Source organism: Pseudomonas helleri, from assembly GCF_009600315.1.
GTDB lineage: Bacteria > Pseudomonadota > Gammaproteobacteria > Pseudomonadales > Pseudomonadaceae > Aquipseudomonas > Aquipseudomonas helleri_A.
This window is the reverse complement of sequence record NZ_WIWC01000003.1, coordinates 195971-220364: the sequence shown is the minus strand read 5'-3', so window position 1 is coordinate 220364 and position 24394 is coordinate 195971. Positions and strand designations below refer to the sequence as shown.

The 24394-nt window shown below is 56.6% G+C and carries 22 protein-coding genes; 11 read left to right on the top strand and 11 right to left on the bottom strand.

The window, feature by feature from the left end; translation table 11 throughout:
- Window positions 1-70: 70 nt before the first annotated feature.
- The 5 genes from pstB to GHN86_RS03480 form a co-directional block, all read right to left on the bottom strand.
- On the bottom strand, window positions 71-904 hold the full coding sequence (gene pstB / locus GHN86_RS03500) for a phosphate ABC transporter ATP-binding protein PstB (RefSeq protein ID WP_153377653.1): 834 nt from the start codon (window positions 902-904) through the stop codon (window positions 71-73).
- Window positions 905-1015: 111 nt separating this feature from the next.
- Window positions 1016-2686, bottom strand: coding sequence for a phosphate ABC transporter permease PstA (pstA, locus tag GHN86_RS03495; RefSeq protein WP_323369162.1), 1671 nt, complete (start codon window positions 2684-2686; stop codon window positions 1016-1018).
- A gap of 15 nt (window positions 2687-2701) precedes the next feature.
- On the bottom strand, window positions 2702-4987 hold the full coding sequence (locus tag GHN86_RS03490) for an ABC transporter permease subunit (protein ID WP_153377652.1): 2286 nt from the start codon (window positions 4985-4987) through the stop codon (window positions 2702-2704).
- Between the two features lie 256 nt (window positions 4988-5243).
- Entirely contained in the window at window positions 5244-6230 is a 987-nt protein-coding gene (locus GHN86_RS03485; protein ID WP_122783556.1) for a phosphate ABC transporter substrate-binding protein PstS, read from the bottom strand.
- A gap of 158 nt (window positions 6231-6388) precedes the next feature.
- A complete protein-coding gene (locus GHN86_RS03480; protein WP_153377651.1) occupies window positions 6389-7678 on the bottom strand; it encodes an MFS transporter in 1290 nt (429 codons plus the stop codon).
- Window positions 7679-8051: 373 nt separating this feature from the next.
- Between GHN86_RS03480 and GHN86_RS03475 the strand changes: the two genes are divergently transcribed.
- Both GHN86_RS03475 and GHN86_RS03470 read left to right on the top strand, forming a co-directional pair.
- Complete coding sequence (locus tag GHN86_RS03475; protein WP_153377650.1) at window positions 8052-8453, top strand: acyl-CoA thioesterase; 402 nt, start codon at window positions 8052-8054, stop codon at window positions 8451-8453.
- 58 nt (window positions 8454-8511) lie between these two features.
- Entirely contained in the window at window positions 8512-9411 is a 900-nt protein-coding gene (locus GHN86_RS03470; protein WP_153377649.1) for a D-hexose-6-phosphate mutarotase, read from the top strand.
- Between the two features lie 160 nt (window positions 9412-9571).
- On the opposite strand, the gene GHN86_RS03465 is transcribed toward GHN86_RS03470, so the two are convergent.
- The 4 genes from GHN86_RS03465 to purE all read right to left on the bottom strand — a co-directional run bounded on the left by GHN86_RS03465 (window position 9572) and on the right by purE (window position 12132).
- On the bottom strand, window positions 9572-10108 hold the full coding sequence (locus tag GHN86_RS03465) for a DUF3299 domain-containing protein (RefSeq protein ID WP_153377648.1): 537 nt from the start codon (window positions 10106-10108) through the stop codon (window positions 9572-9574).
- An 81-nt stretch (window positions 10109-10189) separates the two neighbouring features.
- The gene (locus GHN86_RS03460; protein WP_153377647.1) at window positions 10190-10438 is read right to left on the bottom strand and encodes a GlsB/YeaQ/YmgE family stress response membrane protein; all 249 of its coding nucleotides are present in this window, start codon (window positions 10436-10438) and stop codon (window positions 10190-10192) included.
- A 105-nt stretch (window positions 10439-10543) separates the two neighbouring features.
- Entirely contained in the window at window positions 10544-11629 is a 1086-nt protein-coding gene (locus GHN86_RS03455; RefSeq protein WP_153377646.1) for a 5-(carboxyamino)imidazole ribonucleotide synthase, read from the bottom strand.
- A gap of 11 nt (window positions 11630-11640) precedes the next feature.
- On the bottom strand, window positions 11641-12132 hold the full coding sequence (purE, locus tag GHN86_RS03450) for a 5-(carboxyamino)imidazole ribonucleotide mutase (RefSeq protein WP_122783549.1): 492 nt from the start codon (window positions 12130-12132) through the stop codon (window positions 11641-11643).
- Between the two features lie 433 nt (window positions 12133-12565).
- On the opposite strand from purE, the gene GHN86_RS03445 reads away from it, so the two are divergent.
- Complete coding sequence (locus tag GHN86_RS03445; protein WP_194286182.1) at window positions 12566-13120, top strand: reprolysin-like metallopeptidase; 555 nt, start codon at window positions 12566-12568, stop codon at window positions 13118-13120.
- An 86-nt stretch (window positions 13121-13206) separates the two neighbouring features.
- Here the strand turns inward: GHN86_RS03445 and GHN86_RS03440 are convergent, their stop codons facing one another.
- Window positions 13207-14115, bottom strand: coding sequence for a LysR substrate-binding domain-containing protein (locus tag GHN86_RS03440; protein WP_153377644.1), 909 nt, complete (start codon window positions 14113-14115; stop codon window positions 13207-13209).
- A gap of 180 nt (window positions 14116-14295) precedes the next feature.
- Between GHN86_RS03440 and aspA the strand changes: the two genes are divergently transcribed.
- From aspA to GHN86_RS03415, 5 genes are all read left to right on the top strand, one after another.
- Window positions 14296-15720: an aspartate ammonia-lyase gene (gene aspA, locus GHN86_RS03435; RefSeq protein WP_153377643.1), complete on the top strand. Its 1425-nt coding sequence runs from the start codon at window positions 14296-14298 to the stop codon at window positions 15718-15720.
- A 409-nt stretch (window positions 15721-16129) separates the two neighbouring features.
- Window positions 16130-17551, top strand: a complete 1422-nt coding sequence (locus GHN86_RS03430; RefSeq protein ID WP_153377642.1) for an alanine/glycine:cation symporter family protein — start codon at window positions 16130-16132, stop codon at window positions 17549-17551.
- A 58-nt stretch (window positions 17552-17609) separates the two neighbouring features.
- Window positions 17610-18614, top strand: coding sequence for an asparaginase (locus tag GHN86_RS03425; RefSeq protein WP_153377641.1), 1005 nt, complete (start codon window positions 17610-17612; stop codon window positions 18612-18614).
- Between the two features lie 62 nt (window positions 18615-18676).
- Entirely contained in the window at window positions 18677-19669 is a 993-nt protein-coding gene (locus GHN86_RS03420) for an AraC family transcriptional regulator (RefSeq protein WP_153377640.1), read from the top strand.
- Between the two features lie 145 nt (window positions 19670-19814).
- Window positions 19815-20852, top strand: coding sequence for a histone deacetylase family protein (locus tag GHN86_RS03415; protein WP_153377639.1), 1038 nt, complete (start codon window positions 19815-19817; stop codon window positions 20850-20852).
- Window positions 20853-20888: 36 nt separating this feature from the next.
- Here the strand turns inward: GHN86_RS03415 and GHN86_RS03410 are convergent, their stop codons facing one another.
- A complete protein-coding gene (locus GHN86_RS03410) occupies window positions 20889-22436 on the bottom strand; it encodes a PLP-dependent aminotransferase family protein (protein ID WP_153386122.1) in 1548 nt (515 codons plus the stop codon).
- A gap of 89 nt (window positions 22437-22525) precedes the next feature.
- Here GHN86_RS03410 and GHN86_RS03405 point away from each other — a divergent pair, with 89 nt between their 5' ends.
- Genes GHN86_RS03405 through GHN86_RS03395 form a run of 3 tightly spaced genes read left to right on the top strand, consistent with a single transcriptional unit; the run spans window position 22526 to window position 24308 of the window.
- Complete coding sequence (locus GHN86_RS03405; RefSeq protein ID WP_153377637.1) at window positions 22526-23155, top strand: FMN-binding negative transcriptional regulator; 630 nt, start codon at window positions 22526-22528, stop codon at window positions 23153-23155.
- A 5-nt stretch (window positions 23156-23160) separates the two neighbouring features.
- The gene (locus GHN86_RS03400) at window positions 23161-23613 is read left to right on the top strand and encodes a GNAT family N-acetyltransferase (RefSeq protein WP_153377636.1); all 453 of its coding nucleotides are present in this window, start codon (window positions 23161-23163) and stop codon (window positions 23611-23613) included.
- Window positions 23614-23627: 14 nt separating this feature from the next.
- Window positions 23628-24308 carry a GNAT family N-acetyltransferase gene (locus GHN86_RS03395; RefSeq protein WP_153377635.1) on the top strand — a complete coding sequence of 227 codons (681 nt, stop codon included), beginning with the start codon at window positions 23628-23630 and terminating at the stop codon, window positions 24306-24308.
- The last annotated feature ends 86 nt before the right edge of the window (window positions 24309-24394 follow it).

Genomic DNA, 24394 nt, shown 5'->3' with positions numbered 1-24394 from the left:
ACAAGTTAATTGTGTCGTTACGCCGGTCTGCTTTCTTTTGCCGCTTGAAGCTGGCGGCGTGCAGCTGCGACTAGCCATATCGACCGGTGATGTAGTCTTCGGTCTGTTTTTTGGCCGGGTTGGTGAACAAGGTATCAGTGTCGCCGTACTCCACCATTTTGCCCATGTACATAAACGCGGTGTAATCCGACACCCGTGCCGCCTGCTGCATGTTGTGGGTCACGATGACGATGGTGAACTTTGACTTGAGCTCGTAAATCAGCTCTTCGACTTTCAGCGTCGAAATCGGGTCCAGTGCTGAACACGGCTCATCCAGCAACAGCACTTCTGGCTCGACCGCGATGGTACGGGCAATCACCAGACGCTGCTGTTGGCCGCCGGACAAACCCAGCGCCGAGTCATGCAAACGGTCTTTGACCTCGTCCCACAAGGCAGCGCCTTTGAGCGCCCACTCAACGGCTTCATCGAGGATGCGTTTTTTGTTGATGCCCTGAATACGCAGGCCGTATACCACGTTTTCGTAGATGGTCTTGGGGAACGGGTTGGGCTTCTGAAACACCATGCCAACTCGGCGACGCAGCTCGGCCACGTCTTCGCCCTTGCGGTAGATGTTGTTGCCGTACAGGTTGATTTCACCTTCAACGCGGCAGCCATCAACCAGGTCGTTCATGCGGTTGAAGGTACGCAGCAAGGTCGACTTGCCGCAGCCCGACGGGCCGATAAACGCCGTTACCCGTTGTTTCGGGATGTTCAGCTTGACGTCGAACAGGGCCTGCTTCTCGCCGTAGTAAAGGTTCAGGCCCGGCACTTCAATGGCTACTTCTTCATTTTCCAGGCTCAGGTTCTGTTTGCTGCGACCCAAGGCAGACATGTTAATGCCGTGGGTTGAGGTTTCATGCTGCATGGTCTCACTCCGTTCGTAGCTGCAAGCTTCTAGCTGCAAGCTGCAAGTTTTGAGCTAAAGCGGCGGCGGCAATGACTTGCCGTTTGTAGCTCGCCGCTTGAGGCTTATCTATTAGCTTTCCAGCGCCTTGTACTTCTCGCGCAGGTGGTTACGTATCCACACGGCCGACAGGTTGAGCGTGGCGATGACCATAACCAGCAACAGTGCAGTGGCATACACCAGCGGTCGAGCCGCTTCAACGTTCGGGCTCTGGAAGCCGACGTCATAAATATGGAAGCCCAAGTGCATGATCTTTTGGTCAAGGTGTAGATATGGGTAGTTGCCATCCAGCGGCAGCGACGGGGCCAGTTTGACCACGCCCACCAGCATCAACGGCGCAACTTCACCGGCCGCTCGGGCCACGGCGAGGATCATGCCGGTCATCATGGCCGGGCTGGCCATAGGCAGCACGATCTTCCACAGCGTTTCGGATTTGGTCGCACCCAGCGCCAGCGAACCTTCGCGCACCGTACGCGGGATACGCGCCAGTCCTTCTTCGGTCGCCACGATCACCACGGGTACTGCCAGTAGTGCCAATGTCAGCGAAGCCCACATCAGACCCGGGGTACCAAAGGTCGGTGCCGGCAAGGCTTCGGCGAAAAACAGGCGGTCAACCGACCCACCCAGCACGTACACAAAGAAGCCCAGGCCGAACACGCCGTACACAATCGCAGGTACACCCGCCAGGTTGTTGACCGCAATCCGGATCACACGGGTCAAGGTGTTCTGCTTGGCGTATTCACGCAGGTACACCGCCGCCAGTACGCCGAACGGGGTCACGATCACTGCCATGATCAACGTCATCATCACCGTGCCGAAAATCGCCGGGAAGATGCCGCCTTCGGTGTTGGCTTCACGTGGGTCTTCGCTGAGGAATTCCCAGATGTTGCTGAAATACATGGCCAGCTTCTGCCAGCTGTTCATGGCGTTCGGCTGGTACGCCTTGACCACTTTGCCAATGCTGATTTCCAACTCTTTGCCGTTGGCATCGCGGGCCGTCAGGCTGTCGCGATTGAACTGCGCGTGCAAATCGCCCAGGCGATCTTCAATGGCTTTGTAGCGGGCATTGAGCTCGGCGCGCTCGGTTTCCATGTCCGCTTGAGCCTGTGGCGTGAGCTTGCCCTCCAGCTCCAGCTTGCGGCCATGCAGGCGGATACGCTCCAGCCCATAGTTGATGGCGCCAATGTCTTTCTTTTCCAGCTGGCTGAGTTGCTTGGCCAGGTCATTCACGCGCTTGACCCGTGCTTGCAGCTCAGGCCACGCAGCCTGGCCTTCAGCCACGACCTTGCCGTCTTCTTTCACATTGACCAGGTAACCGTAAAAGTTGCCCCACTCACGACGCTCAATGGCTAACAGTTCAGGCGGTGTGGTCTGGTTGGTCAACCATTCGCCCACCACCCACGTGAAGTCGTTGCCGTTGAGGTCGCGGTTGCCCACCTTGATCAGCTCACGGGTCATAAACTCCGGGCCTTGATCGGGGACGGGCAAGCCGGCACTTTTCAGGCGCTCGCGGGGCACCTCTTCCTTTTGCACCACTTCGCCCAGCACCACATGATTGGCAGAGCCCGGTACGTTGTATTGCGCCAGCACCAGATCAGCCGGCCAGAAATGCCCGAGCCCGCGCACCGCGATCACTGCGAGCAAACCGATGGTCATGATGACCGCCAGCGACACGGCACCACCGCTGATCCACACACCGGGTGCGCCGCTCTTGAACCAACCTTTGAGGGAATTCTGTTTCACAGACTTCTACCTTCCTTAAAGCGACGAGTATTTCTTGCGCAGACGCTGACGGATCAGCTCGGCGAGAGTGTTCATGATGAAGGTGAACAACAGCAGCACCAGCGCCGAGAGGAACAGCACGCGGTAATGACTGCCGCCTACTTCCGACTCCGGCATCTCCACCGCCACGTTTGCCGCCAAGGTGCGCAAGCCTTCAAACAGGTTCATTTCCATGACCGGGGTGTTACCGGTAGCCATCAACACAATCATGGTCTCGCCCACAGCACGGCCCATACCGATCATCAGCGCCGAGAAAATGCCCGGGCTGGCGGTGAGGATGACCACGCGCGTCATGGTCTGCCACGGTGTGGCACCCAGCGCCAGCGAACCCAGGGTCAGACCGCGAGGCACGCTGAACACGGCATCTTCAGCAATCGAATAGATGTTGGGGATAACCGCAAAACCCATCGCCAAACCCACCACCAACGCGTTGCGCTGATCGTAAGTGATGCCCAGATCGTGGGAGATCCACAGGCGCATATCGCCACCGAAGAACCACGCTTCCATAAACGGGCTCATGTACAGCGACAGCCAGCCAATAAACAGAATTACCGGGATCAGGATCATGCTTTCCCAGCCATCCGGCACCCGCAGGCGGATGGACTCAGGCAAGCGACTCCAGGCGAAGCCCGCAACCAGAATACCGATGGGCAGCAGCATCAGCAGGCTGAAAATCCCCGGCAAATGGCCTTCCACATACGGCGCCAGAAACAGGCCGGCGAAGAAGCCGAGGATCACCGTAGGCATTGCTTCCATCAACTCAATGACCGGCTTGACCTTACGGCGCAGGCTCGGGGCCATGAAGTAAGCGGTATAGATAGCTGCCGCAACGGCCAGCGGTGCCGCCAGCAGCATGGCGTAGAACGCAGCCTTCAAGGTGCCGAAGGTCAACGGTGCCAAGCTCATTTTCGGTTCGAAGTCAGTGTTGGCAGCGGTCGATTGCCAGACGTATTTAGGCTCGTCGTAGTTCTCGTACCAGACCTTGTCCCACAGCGCGCTCCAGGACACTTCCGGGTGCGGGTTTTTCAGGGTCAGGGGCACCAGCTTGCCGCCCTCTTCCACAATGATGCGGTTGGCACGAGGCGACAGCGCCATGATACCGGGGCCTTCAGCAATCTTTTCAACCAGCAGCGTGCGGTGCGCGGTACTGTGGAACACGCCGATTTCACCGGCAGCGTCCAGGGCCAGGAAGCCTTTGCGACGCTGCTCAGCAGTAATTTCGACAATCGGTGAGGTGCCCATCTGGAAGCTGCGGATGTGTTTGAAGCGCTGTTCGCCGTCCGGGTCTCGCGCCATGAACCACTGGCTCAAACCGCCGTTGGAGTTACCGAAGATCAGCGAGATACCTCCCACCAACTGAGTGCTCGCAGTGATTTCAGTGATGGCGTCGTCGGCCAGTTTGTAGCGCCCGTTCAAGCTCTTGTCGCGCAGGCTGAACACATCGGCTTGCGCCCGACCGTTAATCACATACAGCCACTGCTGACGCGGATCGACGTACAGCGCTTTAACCTGTTCGGTCATCTGCGGCAGGTCGATGCGGGTCTCGGAATTCGTGACCTCGCCCGTCATCATGTTTTCTTCGCTGGCCAGTGACACCACGTTCAGCTGCGCGCCGGTCGAGCCCGCCAGCACCAGCGTCGAATCGTTCACGCTGAGGTTGATGTGATCAAGCGGCCGACCTTGCGGGTCAAGCGCAATCGGGGCCTCGCCATACGGGTATTCAATCGCCGGGGTGATGGTCTTTTTGCCGTCTGGATAACTGACCCGGTACGTGTGACGGAACACCAGCGCTTGACCATTGGACAGCCCGAGTGCAACTACCGGATTACCCGGCTGGTCTTCACCGATCGAGGTCACTTGCGTATCAGCCGGCAGCGGCAAATTAACCCGCGACAGTTCTTCCCCATTCTTCACATCGAAGAACAGCACCATGCCCTTGTCGGACACCCGCATGCCCACCTGATTCTGCTCCTCGATGGAGAGCATCAGCGGCTTGCCGGCATCCTGCATCCACACCGGGGTAATCGCCTGTTTGGTGGTGAGGTCAGCGCCCTGAAACAGCGGCATCACCACATAACCCAGGAAGAAGAAAATCAGAGTGATCGCGCCGAGCACGGCAAGACCGCCGATAAACACATACCAGCGGGTCAGGTGATCTTTAAGTGCGCGAATGCGCCGCTTGCGTTGGAGTTCAGGCGTATTGAAATCAATGCGCTTGGGAGCGGAAGTCGTAGTCATTGGGGAATTGGCCAGATCATTCATGCGCACACCCTAGCGGTCCTGTATGACAGAAAGATGACAAAGCAGTGACGCAAAAAATCCGCCGCCCAACGGTGCTGGCAGCGGAGTGGAAAACTGTGGTGAAACCAATAACGCTCAAACTCGTAGCAGCTGCCGCAGGCGGCGTCCGGCGGCGTAGCCCTCGAAAATTCAGTCACGCGGTCTTTCAGTTAAACCGCATGCTTTATGCTTACGATCGCTACGCGATCGAACGTCGCCTTCGGCAACTGCTACGGGCTTAGTTACCTTCTTTCAAACCCAAATCAGCCAACGCCTTGGCGGCAACTTTGGCTGGCAGCGGGATGTAACCGTCTTTCACGACCACTTCCTGACCTTGTTTGGACAGCACCAGCTTGATGAACTCGGCTTCCAGCGGGTTCAGTGGCTTGTTCGGCGCCTTGTTCACGTACACGTAGAGGAAACGCGACAGCGGGTATTTGCCGTTCAGTGCGTTTTCTTCGGTGTCTTCAACGAATTCAGTGCTGCCCTTTTTAGCCAAAGGCACGGTCTTCACGCTGGCGGTTTTGTAACCGATGCCCGAATAACCCACGCCGTTCAGCGAGCTGCTGATCGACTGCACAACCGAAGCTGAACCCGGCTGTTCGTTCACGTTTGGTTTGTAGTCGCCTTTGCACAAAGCTTCTTCTTTGAAGTAGCCGTAAGTGCCGGATACCGAGTTACGACCAAACAGTTGCACCGGCTTGTTGGCCAGGTCGCCGGTTACACCCAGATCACCCCAGGTTTTAACGTCAGCTTTGGCGCCACACAGACGGGTGGAAGAGAAAATCGCATCAACCTGTTCCATGGTCAGGTGCTTGATCGGGTTGTCCTTGTGCACGAACACCGCCAAGGCATCCACAGCCACCGGGATAGCGGTTGGCTTATAGCCGTACTTCTGCTCGAAAGCAGCCAGTTCGTTGTCTTTCATCTTGCGGCTCATCGGGCCCAGGTTAGCGGTGCCTTCTGTAATCGCCGGAGGCGCGGTCGAAGAACCGGCAGCCTGAATCTGGATATTGACGTTCGGGTATTCTTTTTTGTAGGCCTCAGCCCACAGCGTCATCAAGTTCGCCAGGGTATCGGAACCAACGCTGGAGAGGTTGCCCGACACACCGGTGGTCTTAACGTACGGCTGGATCGCTGGATCAACACCCGCGGCAACCGCATTCGCAGTTGCAACGCCTGCGGCGACAAAAGTCAGGGCCGCCATCACACGCTTCAGTTTCATGCCTTACTCCTAGCAAACGGGGTTAGATGAATCGGGGGCCAGTATCTGCAGGCCGTGTGACCACTCTATGAACCGATTGTGACAATTAGATGAAAGGCCATCATTCGTTGAAAAATGATGGCCTTTCGTGGGAGAGGGCAAAACAGTGTGACGGCAGGTCAGCGACCTTTCTTCCACAAGTAAGCGCCCACCAGCAGCCCCATCGTGCAAATGATTGCAACGTAGTACGCCGGGCCCATCGGGCTTTCTTTCAACAACAGCGTCACTGCCATTGGCGTCAGGCCTCCAAAAATGGCGTAAGCCAAGTTATAGGAGAACGACAAACCGCTAAAACGCACCACCGCCGGAAAGGCTTTAACCATCACATAAGGCACTGCCCCGATGGTGCCCACAAACAAGCCACTCAGCGCGTACAGCGGGAACAGCCAATCCGGGTGTTGCAACAGGCTGTGATAGAAGGTCCACGAGGTGATCAGCAATGCGGCACAGCCGATGACAAACACCTTGCCCGCGCCGAAGCGATCCGCCAGAGCACCCGATGCGATACAGCCCAGGCTCAAGAACACAATTGCCAGACTGTTCGCTTGCAGCGACGTAGTAGCGGAAAACCCGTACACGGTTTGCAGAACTGTCGGGGTCATCAAAATGACTACGATGATTCCGGCTGACAGCAACCAGGTCAGAAGCATCGAAATAACAATGGCCCCGCGGTGTTCACGCAGTACGGCTTTGAGCGGTACTTCTTCAGCCAGCGCCTTGCGCAGTTGCAGCTCGGCGAACACCGGTGTTTCGTGTAACCAACGGCGCAGGTACACCGAAAACAGGCCAAAGACACCGCCCATCAAAAACGGAATTCGCCACGCGTAATCGGACACTTCAGCCGGGGTATAAATCGAATTGATTGCGGTGGCCATCAGCGAGCCCAGCAAAATGCCCGCGGTCAGCCCACAGGTCAGCGTGCCGCAGGCGTAGCCCACATGACGCGGCGGCACGTGCTCGGCCACAAACACCCAGGCACCCGGCACTTCCCCGCCAATGGCTGCGCCCTGAATCACACGCATCAACAGCAACAGGATTGGCGCCCACATGCCAATTTGTTCATAGGTCGGCAGCAAGCCCATGATCAGGGTCGGAACCGCCATCATAAAGATGCTCAGGGTGAACATCTTCTTGCGCCCCAGCAGGTCGCCGAAGTGCGCCATCACAATGCCGCCCAATGGCCGCGCGAGGTAACCGGCTGCAAAAATACCGAAGGTTTGCATCAGACGGAGCCACTCGGGCATGTCTGCGGGGAAAAATAATTTCCCGACCACGGTGGCAAAGAACACAAAAATAATGAAATCGTAAAACTCCAGCGCACCGCCCAAAGCAGACAGCGACAAGGTTTTGTAATCATTACGGGTTAACGGCCGTGAAGGCGGCGCGGCGCTGGAAGCGTCTGTGATCATGGGGTATGGCATCTCTTATTAGGCTCGGCGCAAAGCTGCAACTGCGCCGGCAAGGGCTGGGCAGGTTTTGAAAGATAACAAATTGTTTGCAAAAGCGTAGAGCTAGACGCATGGCGCATTTAAAAAGCAGAATCTGAAGGTCGTCGGCCCGGTTATCCCCCGATATACTCGCTGACCGCACACACATCCTGAAACACCAAGATTGCTGTGCGAAAGCGCCTGCGGGATAACCTCCAGCCGATTTAGCAGCGTTTTCTTTGGCGCGGCTTATGAAGAACGTGACGAACGTAGTATGTTCGGGCTGAATCGTTTTTCTAAAGACGCTTATTCACCCGCACTACCTTAATGAATCACGGGTCAGAGGCCCTTCGGCATGTTAGAGCTCGAACAAGAAGATCCAATCCCGCAAGGCGACCTGGCCTTGCAAATCACCGCCCTGCCCCGTGAAACAAACGGCTTTGGCGATATTTTTGGCGGCTGGCTGGTTTCACAGATGGACCTTGCGGGCACCGCAATGGCCAGTAAAGTTGCCGGTGGCCGCGTCGCCACAGTCGCCATTGATCGCATGGCGTTTTTGGTTCCTGTAGCCGTCGGTGCGCAGTTGTCGTTTTATACCCAAGCCCTGGAAATTGGCCGCAGCTCTATCCAGATGATGGTTGAAGTGTGGAGCGACGACCCGCTGTCCAGCGAGTGGCGCAAAGTGACCGAGGCTGTATTTGTATTCGTGGCGATTGATGGCAGCGGTCGGACGCGCGCGGTTCCCGCTCGCGGTTAAACCTCGTCGCTAAATGCTTGTCTACTGCTGCCCTTATTACTGAAACAGAGAGCCTGCCATGCATCACATTGAGTCAGTCACCCTGGACGAACTGGAGTGCTGGCATTTCCAGCATGGGCAGGCACAACTCTTGATCGCCAAACAAGGCGCCCAAGTGCTCAGCTATCAAGTGGGCGATGAACCACCAATTATCTGGCTCAACGAAAAAGCGCAGTACAAGCACGGCAAAGGGATTCGTACCGGCGTGCCGGTGTGCTGGCCTTGGTTTGGCAATCTGGCACTCAACCCGGCCAGCGTGCAGGCCATGCGCGATTCGGATGAACCTGCATCGGCCCACGGTCTGGTGCGTACCCGTGAATGGGAACTGGTTGAGATTGATGATGCGGGAGAAGCACTGCACATCGAATTAAGACTGCCGCCTGTAGAAGGCGGCCTGCCCGGCTGGCCACACGATGTTGCCTTGACGATGACTATTCGTCTCGATACCCAACTGCACATCAGCCTCACCAGCCAAAACCGCAGCAGCATCCCGGTCAGTATCAGCCAAGCGCTGCACAGCTACTTTGCGGTCAGTGATGTGCGTAAGGTGAAAGTCGAAGGCGTCGACGGACTGACCTATATCGAAACACTGGACGACTGGAAGCGTGCTCACCAAGCGGGCGACCTGACCTTTACTGGCGAGACCGATCGCATCTATCTCGACACACCCGAGCAACTGAGCATCGTCGATCCTGATTGGTCGCGCCGCATTGAACTGACCAGTCGTGGCTCGCGCTCTACCGTGATCTGGAACCCGTGGATCGACAAGACCGCTACGTTTAGCGATATGGCAGCGGATGGCTGGCAGCGCATGCTCTGTATCGAAACGGCCAATGTGATGGATGATGTGATTACGTTAGCGCCAGGGGCGAGTCATACGCTGGGCGTGAGTATTGGTAGTGGGCGCTTGCGGGAGTAAGGCCTACCCTCACCCTAGCCCTCTCCCGGAGGGAGAGGGGACTGACCGAGTCCATTTTGGATTCACAGTCGTTCTGTCAGATTGCTATCAACTTTAAGCATCGCTCAATCGATTCCCTCTCCCTCCGGGAGAGGGCTAGGGTGAGGGTGATACAGATCGATTACAAATCCTCCTCAACCACCACCCGCACCTTGCTGGCATCCAGCGCATACGCCGCATCGGCCAAGTCATTACTCACGCTCTCGACCTTCAGCGTGCCCATTACCCACAGCGGCGTATAAATATCATCCAGCTTCAGGCCTTTGGGATAACGTACCAGCACCAGTTGATTGGGCGGCGGTGGCGGTACATGGATGCACGCGCCCGGATAGGGCACCAGGAAAAAAAGCGTACTGCGCCCCTTCGCATCGGTTTCCAACGGCACAGGGTAGCCGCCCAAACGGATGGTCTTGCCGTTCATGGCAGGCACCGTTTTAGTGGAATACATCACGGCCGGCAGGCCTTTACTTTGCTTCATTCCGCCCTTTTCGGTGAACGTACCCATGGCCTCAGGCGAGTCATGGTCAATCTCGGGCATTTCTTCGAGGGCTTTTTGATCCGACTTGGGCATCAGTTCCAGCCAGTCGGTTTCGGGCAGTTCTGCCGCGTGGACCAGGCCTGCGCCCAGTAAAAGGAAGATCAATACAAAGCGGCGCATGACAGGCTCGACCAAAAGGGCTGAATACAGCTCGCAGTTTAGCCCTCTCCGGGCGTGGCGCAGAGAGGGCCAAACACGCAATCAGCTCTTTTTCGTCACCAGGCCGTAGATCACCAGCAAGATCACCGCACCAATCACCGCACCGATAAAGCCGGCACCTTCGCCTGCGTGGTAAATACCCAACGCCTGGCCGCCATAGGTTGCCGCCAACGAGCCGCCGATACCCAACAGGATGGTCATGATCCAGCCCATGCTGTCGTCACCCGGCTTCAGGAAGCGAGCCAGCAGGCCAACGATCAGGCCGATAAAAATGGTTCCGATAAAGCCCATAGATGCGTCCTCTCATTTGATGGCGTAAACCAAAGCCTAGTCAGCACTTTGGCATCACGCCATCTGAGAGCGGCGACAACCGAATGGTTCCCGTCGATTAACGATTCACGCTTCGTCGATCAGGGCTTCAACCTGTTGGATCTGCGCACGCAGTGTGGCCATGTCGGCACAACGCAGGTTGGCATGGCCGACCTTGCGACCCACTTTGAAAGCTTTGCCGTAGTGATGCAAATGGCAGTCAGCAATGGCGATGACCTTCTCCACCGGCGGTACAGTGCCGATAAAGTTAAGCATGGCGCTTTCGCCCACCTTGGCCGTCGAACCCAGCGGCAAGCCGGCAATGGCGCGCAAGTGGTTCTCGAACTGGCTGCATTCAGCGCCTTCGGTGGTCCAGTGCCCGGAGTTATGCACACGCGGAGCAATTTCGTTGGCCTTGAGGCCACCGTCGACTTCAAAGAATTCGAACGCCATCACCCCGACGTAATCCAGCTGCTCAAGCACACGGCTGGAGTAATCCTCAGCCAGCGCCTGCAACGGGTGATCGGTGCTGGCCACGGACAACTTGAGAATGCCGCTGTCATGGGTGTTGTGCACCAGCGGGTAAAACTGCGTCTCGCCATCACGGCCGCGAACGGCAATCAGCGACACTTCACCCGTGAACGGCACAAACCCTTCGAGCAAACACGCTACGCTACCCAGCTCGGCAAACGTGCCGACGACATCTTCAGAGGTGCGCAGCACTTTTTGACCTTTGCCGTCATAACCCAATGTGCGGGTTTTGAGTACGGCTGGCAGACCAATACTGGCCACCGCTGCATCAAGATCCGCCTGGGACTGAATATCAGCAAATTCCGGGGTCGGAATGCCCAAATCTTTAAACATGCTTTTTTCGAACCAGCGATCGCGAGCAATACGCAGCGCGTCGGCACTCGGATAAACCGGTACGAATTGCGACAGGAAGGCCACGGTCTCAGCCGGTACACTTTCAAACTCAAACGTCACCAGATCCACTTCATCAGCCAATTGGCGCAAGTGATCCTGATCGCCATAGTCTGCACGAATGTGCTCGCCCAAGGCGGCAGCACACGCGTCGGGCGCAGGGTCAAGGAAGGCGAAGTTCATGCCCAGCGGAGTACCCGCCAAGGCCAGCATGCGGCCCAATTGGCCGCCACCGATTACACCGATTTTCATCGTCAAAAACCTCAGGCTACGCGTGGGTCTGGATTGTCCAGCACGGTGTCTGTCTGTTCAGCCCGGAATGTTTTCAACACGGCATGGAACTGCGGGTGTTTGGCGCCCAGGATACTGGCTGACAGCAGCGCGGCATTGATCGCGCCCGCTTTGCCGATGGCCAAGGTTGCAACAGGAATACCCGCTGGCATTTGCACGATCGACAGCAGCGAATCGACGCCCGACAGCATGGCCGATTGAACCGGAACACCGAGCACCGGCAGATGCGTTTTGGCGGCACACATGCCCGGCAAATGTGCCGCGCCACCGGCACCGGCAATGATGACCTCAATTCCGCGGCCTTCAGCCTCGGCAGCATACTGAAACAGCAGGTCCGGAGTGCGGTGGGCAGAGACCACTTTAACTTCGTAAGGGATGCCGAGTTTTTCCAGCATATCGGCGGTGTGGCTGAGGGTGGACCAATCGGACTTGGAGCCCATGATCACGCCTACTAATGCACTCATCGTCGCGCCTCTTCTCTTGGGCGCCCGCAGGCGCGTCAAAAAACAACAAGCCACGTGGAGGATCCGACGTGGCTTGTAATAGGAATTAAGGCCGGTCTAGCCAGCCGAAGGCCGCGCAGTATACCCCAAAGAAGTGCGTTGAAAGCACCTTTGGCGACCATCTGTCTGCAGGCAAATCAAACCCTGAAAGGGCTGGTTTTACTGACCGACAGGTCAATAAGCGGGAGCATTAAAGTCATGTTGCCCCCTACTGCCAGACTTACGATCCGAGTTGATATTTACGACTTGTTAAATAGAACTTGATGTATCCCGCAGGAACGCAATAAGCGCTTAACTCTTTATATAGCACCCACACTACTAAACACCTGCCAGGACGCAGGGGGCTCTCACAACATTTAGCAAATGGTAAGAGCCATAACTAAGGATGATTCATATGAAACCGATTACGCTTTATATCTTTGTTCACGATGATGTCCCCGGCAGCATCGCCAACACGCTGGGCCGAGGCTATTTCAAAGAGTTCACCGCTGAAATTGCCTCCATTTCCAAGCGACCCTTCGTCTTCAATGAAGTGCGCCATGTACGGGGCGTGACAGACCTGCAATACAAAGGCCATAACGTAGATGAAATTTTACGGAATTGGGAAATCGCAGCTATAGGCTACAAAAATGACAAGGGCTTGGAGTGGGGCAAAACCGAACGCTATATTTTAGTCACCAAAGATCCGATCAACGAGACCGTTCTGGGGTGCGCCTATCCAGGCAAACCCGCCGTTATTGCCTGCACACAATCCTATCAAGTGATCGCCCATGAGGTTGGTCATAGTTTTAAAGCAACCCATGAAGATGCCGAGTTGGGCTGGAATGCTTGGGGAGGTGAATGTGAGACGTACATGTATCCCCAAATATCCAATGCCCGAGGCAATTGTTACCGCTATACGCCGAGAAACAGAGAACATATCAAAGCGTTCCTGAGCGATGCGCCTTAAATCAGATGCGCAACTATGCCAACCCATTAGCCTGACATCGGCTAGCTACCAACCATTGAGTGAAGACCATCATGTTCGGCCTTCATTCAATGGGTAGATGAGGTCCCGCCTTCCAACTTGCGCCATAACAATCTCACGTTCGCCTTGCGCACCAAGGCACAGCGGTACAAGCGAATCTCCAGCGGCACATGCCATTGCGGCCCGCCGCAGACCACCAGCTCACCTCGTGCCAGCTCAGCACGCACACTTAAATGCGGCACCCAGGCAATGCCCAATCCTTCGAGCGCCATACTTTTGAGACTGTCGGCCATCGCCGTCTCGTAAATAGTGGTGAAGCGAAGGCTACGCTGGCGCAGCAACAAATTCACCGAACGGCCTAAAAAGGCGCCCGCGCTGTAGGCCAACAACGGCACGCTCACATCCCCTTCCAAATCAAACAAAGGCTTGCCGTCTGCGTCTGCCGCACAAATGGGCAACATTTCAGTATTGCCCAAGTGCAACGACGGAAATATTTCCGGGTCCATCTGCAACGCCGCATCCGGGTCGTAGAAAGCCAGCATCAAATCGCAGCCTCCTTCACGCAGGGCATGAACGGCGTCTCCGACGTTAGTCGCAACCAGACGCGTCGCGATGTTCAACCCGTCATTGCGCAACTGGGCAATCCAGCGTGGGAAAAATCCCAAAGCCAAGGAGTGCGCAGCGGCCACTTGTATCACTTCGCCCTGACCACCTTCGAGGTGATGCAGGTGGCGCAGCACTTCGCCCAGCTGTTCGACCACCGTGCGCGCCGTGACCAAAAACAGCTGACCGGCCGCAGTCAACTCCACCGGGGTGCGGGAACGATTCACCAAGGTCAGCCCCAGCGCCGCTTCAAGGCTGCGTATGCGTCGGCTGAACGCTGGCTGTGTCACGAAACGACGCTCTGCCGCCTGCGAAAAACTACGGGTGGCGGCCAGGGCGCTGAAGTCCTCCAACCATTTACTTTCCAGATTCATTGAGTCCTCCCGGACACGCACCAAATTGGGTCACACGTTCGACGCAGCCTTCGCGTCACGTCTGCATTATGCCGTTTATGCATAGGATAGTGTTTAAAGGCATTGGCCCTAAAAAGTCTGCAAGCCTAGGATTCGCAGCGTTCCGGCCTTGACCGGGTCCTTATCGAGATGATTTCTATCATGTCCTCCGCTGCATCTTTCCGTACCGAAAAAGACCTGCTTGGCGTACTCGAAGTACCCGCTCAAGCGTATTACGGCATCCAGACCCTGCGAGCCGTGAATAACTTCCGTCTCTCCGGCGTCCCGATTTCGCACTACCCTAAGCTGGTTGTGGGCCTGGCCATGGTCAAACAGGCCGCCGCTGACGCCAACCGTGAGTTGGGTCACCTGAGCGATGCCAAGCACGCTGCCATCAGCGAAGCCTGTGCCCGCCTGATTCGAGGCGATTTCCACGATGAGTTCGTGGTGGACATGATTCAAGGCGGCGCCGGCACTTCAACCAACATGAATGCCAATGAAGTCATCGCCAACATCGCGCTGGAGGCCATGGGCCATCAGAAGGGCGAGTACCAATACCTGCACCCGAACAACGACGTCAACATGGCTCAGTCCACCAACGACGCCTATCCAACGGCTATCCGTCTGGGCCTGTTGTTGGGTCATGACGCTCTGTTGGCCAGCCTGGACAGCCTGATTCAAGCCTTCGCCGCTAAAGGTGTTGAGTTCAGCCACGTGCTGAAAATGGGCCGTACTCAGTTGCAAGACGCTGTACCCATGACATTGGGTCAAGAGTTCCGCGCCTTCGCCACCACGTTGGGCGAAGACTTGGCTCGCCTGAAAACACTGGCTCCCGAGCTGCTGACAGAAGTGAACCTGGGCGGTACGGCAATCGGTACCGGCATCAACGCCGACCCGCGCTACCAACACTTGGCCGTGACTCGTCTGGCAACCATCAGCGGCCACCCGCTGGTTCCAGCCGCTGACTTGATCGAAGCCACCTCGGACATGGGCGCCTTCGTCCTGTTCTCCGGCATGCTCAAGCGTACTGCGGTCAAACTGTCGAAGATCTGCAACGACCTGCGCCTGCTATCCAGCGGCCCACGCACTGGCATCAACGAAATCAACCTGCCAGCGCGTCAGCCTGGCAGCTCGATCATGCCCGGCAAGGTCAACCCAGTAATCCCGGAAGCCGTTAACCAAGTGGCGTTCCAGATTATCGGTAACGACTTGGCCCTGACCATCGCAGCCGAAGGCGGTCAACTGCAACTGAACGTGATGGAGCCGCTGATCGCTTTCAAAATCTTCGACTCGATCCGTCTGCTGCAACGCGCAATGGACATGTTGCGCGAGCACTGCATCGTCGGCATCACCGCCAACGAAGCACGTTGCCGTGAACTGGTTGAACACTCGATTGGTCTAGTAACTGCGCTGAACCCGTACATCGGCTACGAAAATGCCACCCGCATTGCCCGTATCGCCCTTGAAAGCGGTCGTGGGGTGCTGGAACTGGTGCGCGAAGAAGGTTTGCTCGACGACGCCATGCTCGACGACATCCTGCGCCCGGAAAACATGATTGCTCCGCGTCTGGTGCCTCTAAAGGCCTGATGCTGTAACACGCTTTACGCTCACCAGGTCGAGGGACTAGACACCTCTCACCTTTTGAGGGCTTGCAGACACGTCTGCAGGCCCTTTTTTTTGCCCGCGATTTGACCTTGATGCCCCCCCGATCAACGAGCTAAGACGTTAAGTTGAGGGCATTTCTGACGACTCGCAGATGAAAAAACCGTCACTTATGGAGACGATTCCTACACTCCTAGGTATAGTGCCGCCCCTCTTCCTGTGCCCGGCCCCAGCACCAGCGGCCAACAACAGCACGGAAACAGCATCGTAAACCAAGCAGCAAGATGGCCAGTATCCACTTGATCGCCTAGTTTTATGCCCTGTCTTGACGGGCGTAATGCGTGATCGTGATCCGGCCGTTTTGCCATCAGATAAAAACAGCGAGGAATAATCCATGCTTGAAGTCATCAATGACTTCCTCTCAGGGAAAGTGCTGATCGTGCTCATGGTCGGACTCGGTGGCTACTTCACGATCCGCTCGCGTTTCGTACAGTTCCGTTACTTCCTGCACATGTTTTCGGTTTTCAAAGACAGCCTGCGCAGCAGCGCTGGCGAACTCAGTTCGTTTCAGGCCTTGATGCTGAGCCTGGCGGGCCGTGTCGGTGCAGGCAACATTGCCGGCGTCGGCATTGCCGTAACGCTGGGTGGCCCCGGCGCTGTGTTCTGGATGTGGGTGACCGCACTGGTCGGCATGTCCAGCAGCTTGATCGAATGTTCGCTGGGCCAGTTGTACAAGCGCCGCGACGCTGAAGGCCAACTGCGCGGCGGCCCGTCCTTTTATATGAAGTATGGTTTGGGCAAAGTCTGGATGGGCAAACTGATGGCGGTCTTGCTGCTGATCACCTTCGGCTTTGCTTTTATGGGCCTGCAAGCCCACGCCGTGACGCATTCGCTGCAAGACGCCTTCGGCTTCAAAGTGAACTACTCGGGCCTGGCCATCGCCATCCTGCTGGGTCTGGTGTTTATCGGCGGTATCAAACGTATTGCCTCGGTAGCCGACTTGCTGGTACCGGTTAAAACCTTGGCTTACATCGCTGTGACCCTGTACGTCATCGTGCTGCAATTCGATCACGTACCTGCCATGCTGGGCCATATCGTCAAAAGCGCCTTCGGCCTCGACCCTGTATTTGGTGGCCTGATCGGCAGCGCGATTGTGATGGGCGTGAAACGCGGCGTGTTCGCCAACGAAGCCGGTCTGGGCAGCGCCCCGAACGTCGCGGCCGTGGCGGATGTTGAGCACCCGATTGCACAAGGTGTGGTTCAGGCGTTCAGCGTATTCCTCGACACCTTCGTGATCTGCACCTGCACCGCACTGCTGATTCTTCTGTCTGGCTTTTACACGCCGGGCTTCGAAGGCGACGGCATTGCTCTGACCCAGAACTCACTGGCAGCTGTAGTGGGCGAATGGGGCCGTGTGTTTATCAGCGTGGCACTGGCGTTGTTTGTGTTCACGTCGATGCTCTACAACTACTACTTGGGCGAAAACAACCTGCGCTTCCTGGTCGGTGAAAGCCGCAAGGCACTGATGGGTTACCGTGCGCTGGTATTGGTGCTGATTTTTTGGGGTTCGATTGAGAACTTGCAAACCGTCTTCGCCTTCGCTGATATCGCAATGACCATGCTGGCCTTCGTCAACCTTGTCGCCCTGGCCATGCTGTTCAAGATTTGCATGCGCGTGCTTAAGGACTACGACGACCAGCGACGCGCTGGCATAAAGACACCAGTGTTCGATTCCAGTAAATTCCCGGATCTGGATCTGGATTTGAAGGCTTGGCCGCCCCTTCCGGCCGCCAAGGCCGAAGAAATAAAACGCTGACACTTACGCGGCGATTCCTCACAGAATCGCCGCGTTTTTGCTTATGGAGACTCTGTTAATGACGCCAGCCCAATATCCCACCGCCCAACATGTGATGGTGCTCTACACCGGCGGAACAATTGGCATGCAAGCCAGTGCTAACGGTTTGGCTCCCGCTTCCGGCTTCGAAGTGCGCATGGCTGAATACCTCGCCAGCCAACCCCACTTGCACCTACCGCAATGGCGGTTTCGCGAGATGGACCCGCTGATCGACAGCGCCAACATGACACCCGCCTATTGGCTGCGTCTGCGCCAGGCAATTATCGACGCGATTGATCAGGATGGCTGCGACTCAGTATTAGTCCTGCATGGCACCGATACACTGGCCTACAGCGCTGCGGCTATGTGCTTTCAGCTCGTGGGCTTGCCTGCGCCAGTGCTGTTCACAGGTTCCATGCTGCCAGCAGGTGTACCCGACAGCGATGCCTGGGAAAACGTTAGTGGCGCTTTGAGCGCGCTGGCCCAAGGGCAACCCAATGGCGTTCAGCTTTACTTCCACGGCGCTCTGCTGGCGCCGACTCGCTGTGCCAAAGTGCGCAGCTTTGGGCGCAACCCTTTTGTGGCGCTCAAGCGTAACGGCGGCGCAACGAAAGCAGATGCGTTACCGGGCGAGTTGATGTACCGCCAGCCCAAGCACGAAGCCAGTGTGGGCGTCTTACCGCTTGTACCCGGCATTGGCGCCGCACAGCTCGATGCGTTGCTCAACAGCGGGATAGAGGCGCTGGTGCTGGAATGCTTCGGCAGCGGCACGGGTCCTAGTGATAACCCGGATTTTCTGGCCAGCCTGCAACGCGCGCAAGAAAACGGCATCGTGGTGGTCGCAATCACTCAATGCCACGAAGGCGGTGTGGAACTCGATGTGTACGAAGCTGGCAGCCGTTTGCGTGCGGCCGGCGTTCTGTCGGGTGGCGGCATGACCCGCGAAGCGGCGTTCGGCAAGCTGCATGCGTTGCTGGGTGCTGATTTGCCGCTGGCTGAAGTGCGTCAGTTGGTGGAACTGGATGTGTGTGGGGAGCTGGCGTAAGTCAAGGCTCAGCAACGGCACACAACTTGCTCGCTTCCTGCACCCTCAGGCAGGAAGCGAACATGCTGCATTCCCACCTCACCACCCTCAATGCGGTCTCACTGGTGCTCAGCACCTTCAAGGCGCAAGGCTTGCCCTGCGATACATTGCTGGCAGGTAGCGGTATACGAACCGCTGACTTGAGCCGCTCAGACACGCGCATTACAACCACACAAGAAATGCAGGTATGCGCCAACGCCGTCGCTCTGCGCCGCGAAATCGGCCTGGAACTCGGCCAACGCATGCACGTGTCGTCCTACGGCATGCTGGGCTATGCCCTGCTCACCAGTGCAACCTTAGGTGACGCTTTACAACTGGCCCTTCGCTACCCGGCGCTGCTGGGAACACTTTTCCAGTTAAGCCTGAAGGTCGAAGGGGATGAGGTGTGGTTCTGCGCTGATCACTACACAGCGAGCCCCTCACTGGCCATATTCAATACCGAATTGTGCCTGGCCTCTTTGAAGGTCATCTGCGAGGACTTGATCGGTCAGCCAGTTGCGCTGATGGCAGCGCGTTTTACCCACAGCCGACCTGATTATCACGAGCGCTATGCCAGCACGTTCGACTGCCCGCGTACCTTTAACGCCCCGGACAATGCTTTCGCTTTTGCCCGGCACTGGCTCGATTACCCTCTGCCGCTCGCCGATCCGATCACCCATCAAGCGATGGCTGAACGTTGCCGCAAGCAAAATCTGGAGTTCACAGGGCGGCAAACCTGGTTGGCGAGGATTCGTAAACTGCTCGCCGTCCAGCTCCATGCAGCGCCGGGGCTTGAAGGGCTGGCGGAACAAATGAACAGCTCACCGCGCACCTTGCGCCGGCATTTGCATGACGCCGGGTGCAGCTACCAAAACCTGCTCGACGAGCTGCGTTTTGAGCGCGCCAAAATGTTATTGCATGAAACTGAATGGCCCATTTATCGAATTGCAGAGACGCTGGGCTTTAGCGAGACCGCCAGTTTTCGCCATGCTTTTATCCGCTGGAGCGGCGTAGCCCCTAGCCAGTTTCGCGCTTGAACAGTGCGCCCACGTCCAGAACGGGGCGAATTCCGGTCACAGATTTCGGCCGTATAGGTCCCTTTTTGGCCATTCCTGTCGTTCTCTGAAACACCCGATGCCGCAACACTGAAGGTGATTGATTACACCCGGGAGAACAACAAAAATGCTGACAATCTATTCCGACGATCACCATCTGCATCATGGCCGCTGCGAGTTGATGGACGGACAACTGCTGCCTTGCTTTGAAATGCCGTCGCGCGCAGATCATATTTTGCAGCGAGTGCACACACGCAAACTGGGGGCTGTGCAGGCCCCAAAAGACTTTGGTCGCGGGCCGATTCTGCGCGTACACGATGCAGCGTATCTGGCCTTTTTCGAAGGCGCGTGGGATCGCTGGACCGAGCATGGTCGCGACGGCGACTTGCTGCCTTACACGTGGCCAGCCCGTACACTTCGCGCCGTATTGCCCACCAGTCTGCACGGCCAACTGGGTTATTACAGTTTTGACGGCGGCGCACCGATTACCGCCGGCACGTGGCAAGCAGCCTACAGCGCTGCACAAGTTGCCCTTACGGCTCAAGCGGCGATTCAAAACGGCGCGCACAGCGCTTTTGCGCTATGCCGCCCGCCGGGTCATCACGCTGCCAGCGATTTGATGGGCGGTTACTGCTACCTCAACAACGCGGCGATTGCAGCTCAAGCATTCATCGATCAAGGCCGCCGCAAGGTTGCAATCCTCGACGTGGACTATCACCACGGTAATGGCACACAGTCGATTTTCTATACGCGAGACGACGTATTGTTCACCTCGATTCACGGCCACCCCGAGGCCGAGTTCCCCTTCTTTTTAGGGTACGAGGATGAACGCGGTGAAGGGGCTGGTGAAGGGTTTAACTTCAACTATCCCTTGGCCGCAGGCTCCGCTTGGGAGCGCTGGAGTGAGGCGCTGGAATTGGCCTGCATCGAAATAGAACGCTACGACGCGGATGTGATTGTGGTTTCGCTCGGTGTGGACACGTTCAAAAACGATCCGATTTCCCAGTTCAAACTCGATAGCCCGGATTATCTGCGCATGGGTGAGCGCATTGCGCGTTTGGGTAAACCCACGCTCTTTGTGATGGAAGGGGGCTACGCCGTTGAGGAAATCGGCGTCAATGCGGTCAATGTGCTGGAAGGTTTTGAAGGGCGTATTGACGTTTGAAACAGCACCCTCGCCCAGCGGTTAAGGACGAGGGTTTCAGCGCCACACCCTGCCCAATAGATCCAGCGCCGCCTTGATCTCAGCTTCCGGTACTGCTGCAAATCCCAATACCAAGCCTGCGCGGTTATCCACAGGCTTAACGGTATCCTCCAGCCAATACCGACTCAGTCCGACTATTTCCACATTGGCCTCTTTGGCCCGCGCCAGCAATACCTGCTCACGTTCGTGGCTGACAACAGGCACGGCCACATGCAGCCCGGCGACAACGCTTGGCATCGGCCCGACGCCCTCAAGGCCCTGAGGCCAATGCGCCAGTAACGTGTTGCGCCGACTCAGCGCCGCCCGGCGCATGCGTCGGATATGCCGCTGAAAGTGCCCTGCGGCCATGAACTCGGCCATGACCACTTGGGTACTGACCTCCGAATGGCGCATATCCAGAGAGCGTCGACGAGCAAAAGACTCGACCAACCCTTCAGGCAACACCAAATAGCCAAGGCGCAATGCGGGAAATGCAATCTTGCCGAACGTACCGACATAAATGACACGCCCCTGACGATCCAGCGCCGCCAAGGGGGCCAGTGGCGCACCGCTATACCGGTATTCACCGTCGTAATCGTCCTCAATGATCCAGCCCTGATTTCGCTCTGCCCACTCCAGCAGCTCAAGGCGCCGCGCCAGGCTCATGGTGACACCGGTGGGGTATTGATGTGACGGGGTGACATACGCCAGCCGGCAATTATTCAAATGCGCCAACGCAGCGCACTTCATGCCTTGCTCGTCCACCTCAACACCCTGTACATGAGCTCCCGCAATCGAAAAGGCATGAGCGGCTGCGCGATAGCCTGGATTCTCAACCGCAACCCCCTCACCTGGCTCAACCAGCAGCTGTGCACAAAGGCTAATTCCCTGCTGTGCACCGCTTGTGATCAAAATTTGCTCAGCGGAATAGGCAAGACCCCGCGAAGTTCGCAAATAAGCCGCAATCAGCTCACGCAGACGCTGATCTCCTGCCGGGTTGCCGTAGCACAGCTGTTCCAGATCGGGCTTGCGCCAAAATGCCGCTTGCAGCTTGCTCCAGACCGGGAATGGAAATAAGTCGAAGGCAGGCACACCCACTCGAAAAGCACGAGGAACCCCGCTAGGCGGTAAATCCAAAGCATGTTTAGAGACCCTGCTCAAGGCCGTGCTGTGGATAACTTTACTGGATGTAATTACAGGTAAATCTACCAATTTTGTGGATAAGGCTGGGGATAAGCCTGTTGAAAAGCCTGTGGACAAGTTGGTGGTCAACTTTTTAGCTGGCACTGTTTTTTCTGGCAGATGCGCCACATAAGTGCCATTTCCAATTCGCCCCTCGATAAAGCCTTCGGCATAGAGCTGATCGTAGGCGCGCACGACGCTGTTACGCGAAATACCCAGCGCCACGGCCAAGTCACGAGTGGCGGGCAATCGCGAGCCACTGCTTAAACGACCATCCAGCACACGCAAGCGCAATGCCTGATAAAGCTGACGGCTTAACCCTTTTTTCGGATCAAGCTCAATACCGGCGGGATTGAAAGCGATGGACAACGCAGAGTCAGGCATACATTGGACCTATGAAAATGGTCATTAGTGGCTCTTACAACGAACCATTAGCCTGCCTAGGATGCAGTCATTCGCCAAGGGAAATTTCCATGTACGTACCTCGCGCTTTCGCAGAAAACGACACCCTGACGCTGCACGAGCAGATGCAGGCCACCGCCCTCCCGGTGCTCATCACTCAAGGTCCCCAAGGTTTGATGGCCAGCCATGTGCCCTTGCTGCTCAAAGCAGAGGAAGGTCAATACGGAACGCTTTACGGACACCTGGCCCGCGCCAATCCGCAATGTCAGGAGTTGGCTGAAGGGGCGCAAGCACTGGTTATTTTTGCGGGAGAGCAAGCCTATATCAGCCCATCGTTCTATCCCAGCAAAGCCGAACACGGCAAAGCGGTGCCAACCTGGAACTATGTGGCGGTACACGCCTACGCGCAGCCCGAAGTATTTGAGGATGCCCCTCAATTGCTTGAGCTGGTCAGCCAACTCAGCAATCGCCACGAAGCCAGCCGACCAAACCCCTGGACGGTGAACGATGCGCCTGCGGACTACATCGACAGCATGCTCAAGGCCATCGTCGGTTTCCGCTTGCCCATCACGCGCCTCATTGGCAAACGCAAACTCAGCCAAAACCGCAGCGCTGCCGATCAGGCAGGCGTACGCAATGGACTGCTGGCCAACAGCAACCCGCAAGACCACGCACTTGCTCGATTAATCGCTAAGGAATAGCCCCCATGACACAGTCCATTCAAATAAAACCTGCCAGCGCTGCCGATCACGATGCATGGATGCCCCTTTGGCAGGCCTATTTAGGTTTTTACAAAACCGAACTGCCTGCCCAAGTCAGTGACTCCACGTGGAAACGACTTCTCGACCCTGCCGAACCCACCCATCTTGCCCTCGCCTGGCAGGGTGAAAAGGCTGTAGGCATGGTCCATTTCATTTATCACCGCTCCAACTGGAGTATTGGCAACTCGTGCTACCTGCAAGATCTGTTCGTCAGCCCGGACATGCGCGGCACCGGTGTGGGCCGTCAATTGATCGAACATGTTTACACCACTGCCCGCGCGGCAGAGTGCGCCAAAGTCCATTGGTTGACCCATGAAACCAACGCCACCGCAATTGCCCTTTATGAGCGGATTGCCGAGCGGCCCGGGTTCATCCAGTTTCGCAAAGCCTTGTCATAAAAAAGGAGCGCGCAATGCCTGAAGATCTACAACACTGGCAACCGGCCAAAACCCCGGACAACCGAACAATTGAAGGACGATACATTCGTCTGGAAAAGCTCGACCCGGCCCGTCACGGCGATGAATTATGGCTAGCCTTCCAAGGGCCAGACAGTGATCCCGCGCTATGGGATTACTTGCCCTACGGGCCGTTCCCTGTACGTGAGGCATTTGACGCTTGGCTGCAAAATAACGCGGCCAGTCGCGATCCGCACTTTTATACCGTTATCGACATGAAGAACGGACAGGCTCAAGGCACCATCAGCTTGATGTGCATCGTGCCTGATCACAGACGCATAGAAATCGGCCACGTCACTTTCAGCGCTCCGATGCAGCGTTCGCCTAAAAGTACCGAAGCGGTTTACTTGCTGGCCAAAGAAGCCTTCGCGTTGGGCAATCGCCGCCTGGAGTGGAAATGCAATAACGACAACGCTCGCTCCAAACGTACCGCAGTACGATTAGGGTACACATACGAAGGCGTATTTCGCCAGCATATGGTCGTCAAAGGCAAGAATAGAGATACTACGTGGTACAGCATTATTAGTACGGAATGGCCATCTATAGCGACAGGCTTTGAAAAATGGCTGGCACTGGATAACCAACCCGAAATCGGCCAAATAAAGTCTCTGGAAGAATGCAGGGCAGTCACTGTATAAATTTTGATCAAAGCACCAACATCTTTGTTGAAATGAAAAATTTCACGCAAAAAAAAGGGGAGCACATGCTCCCCCGAGGTTTAAAG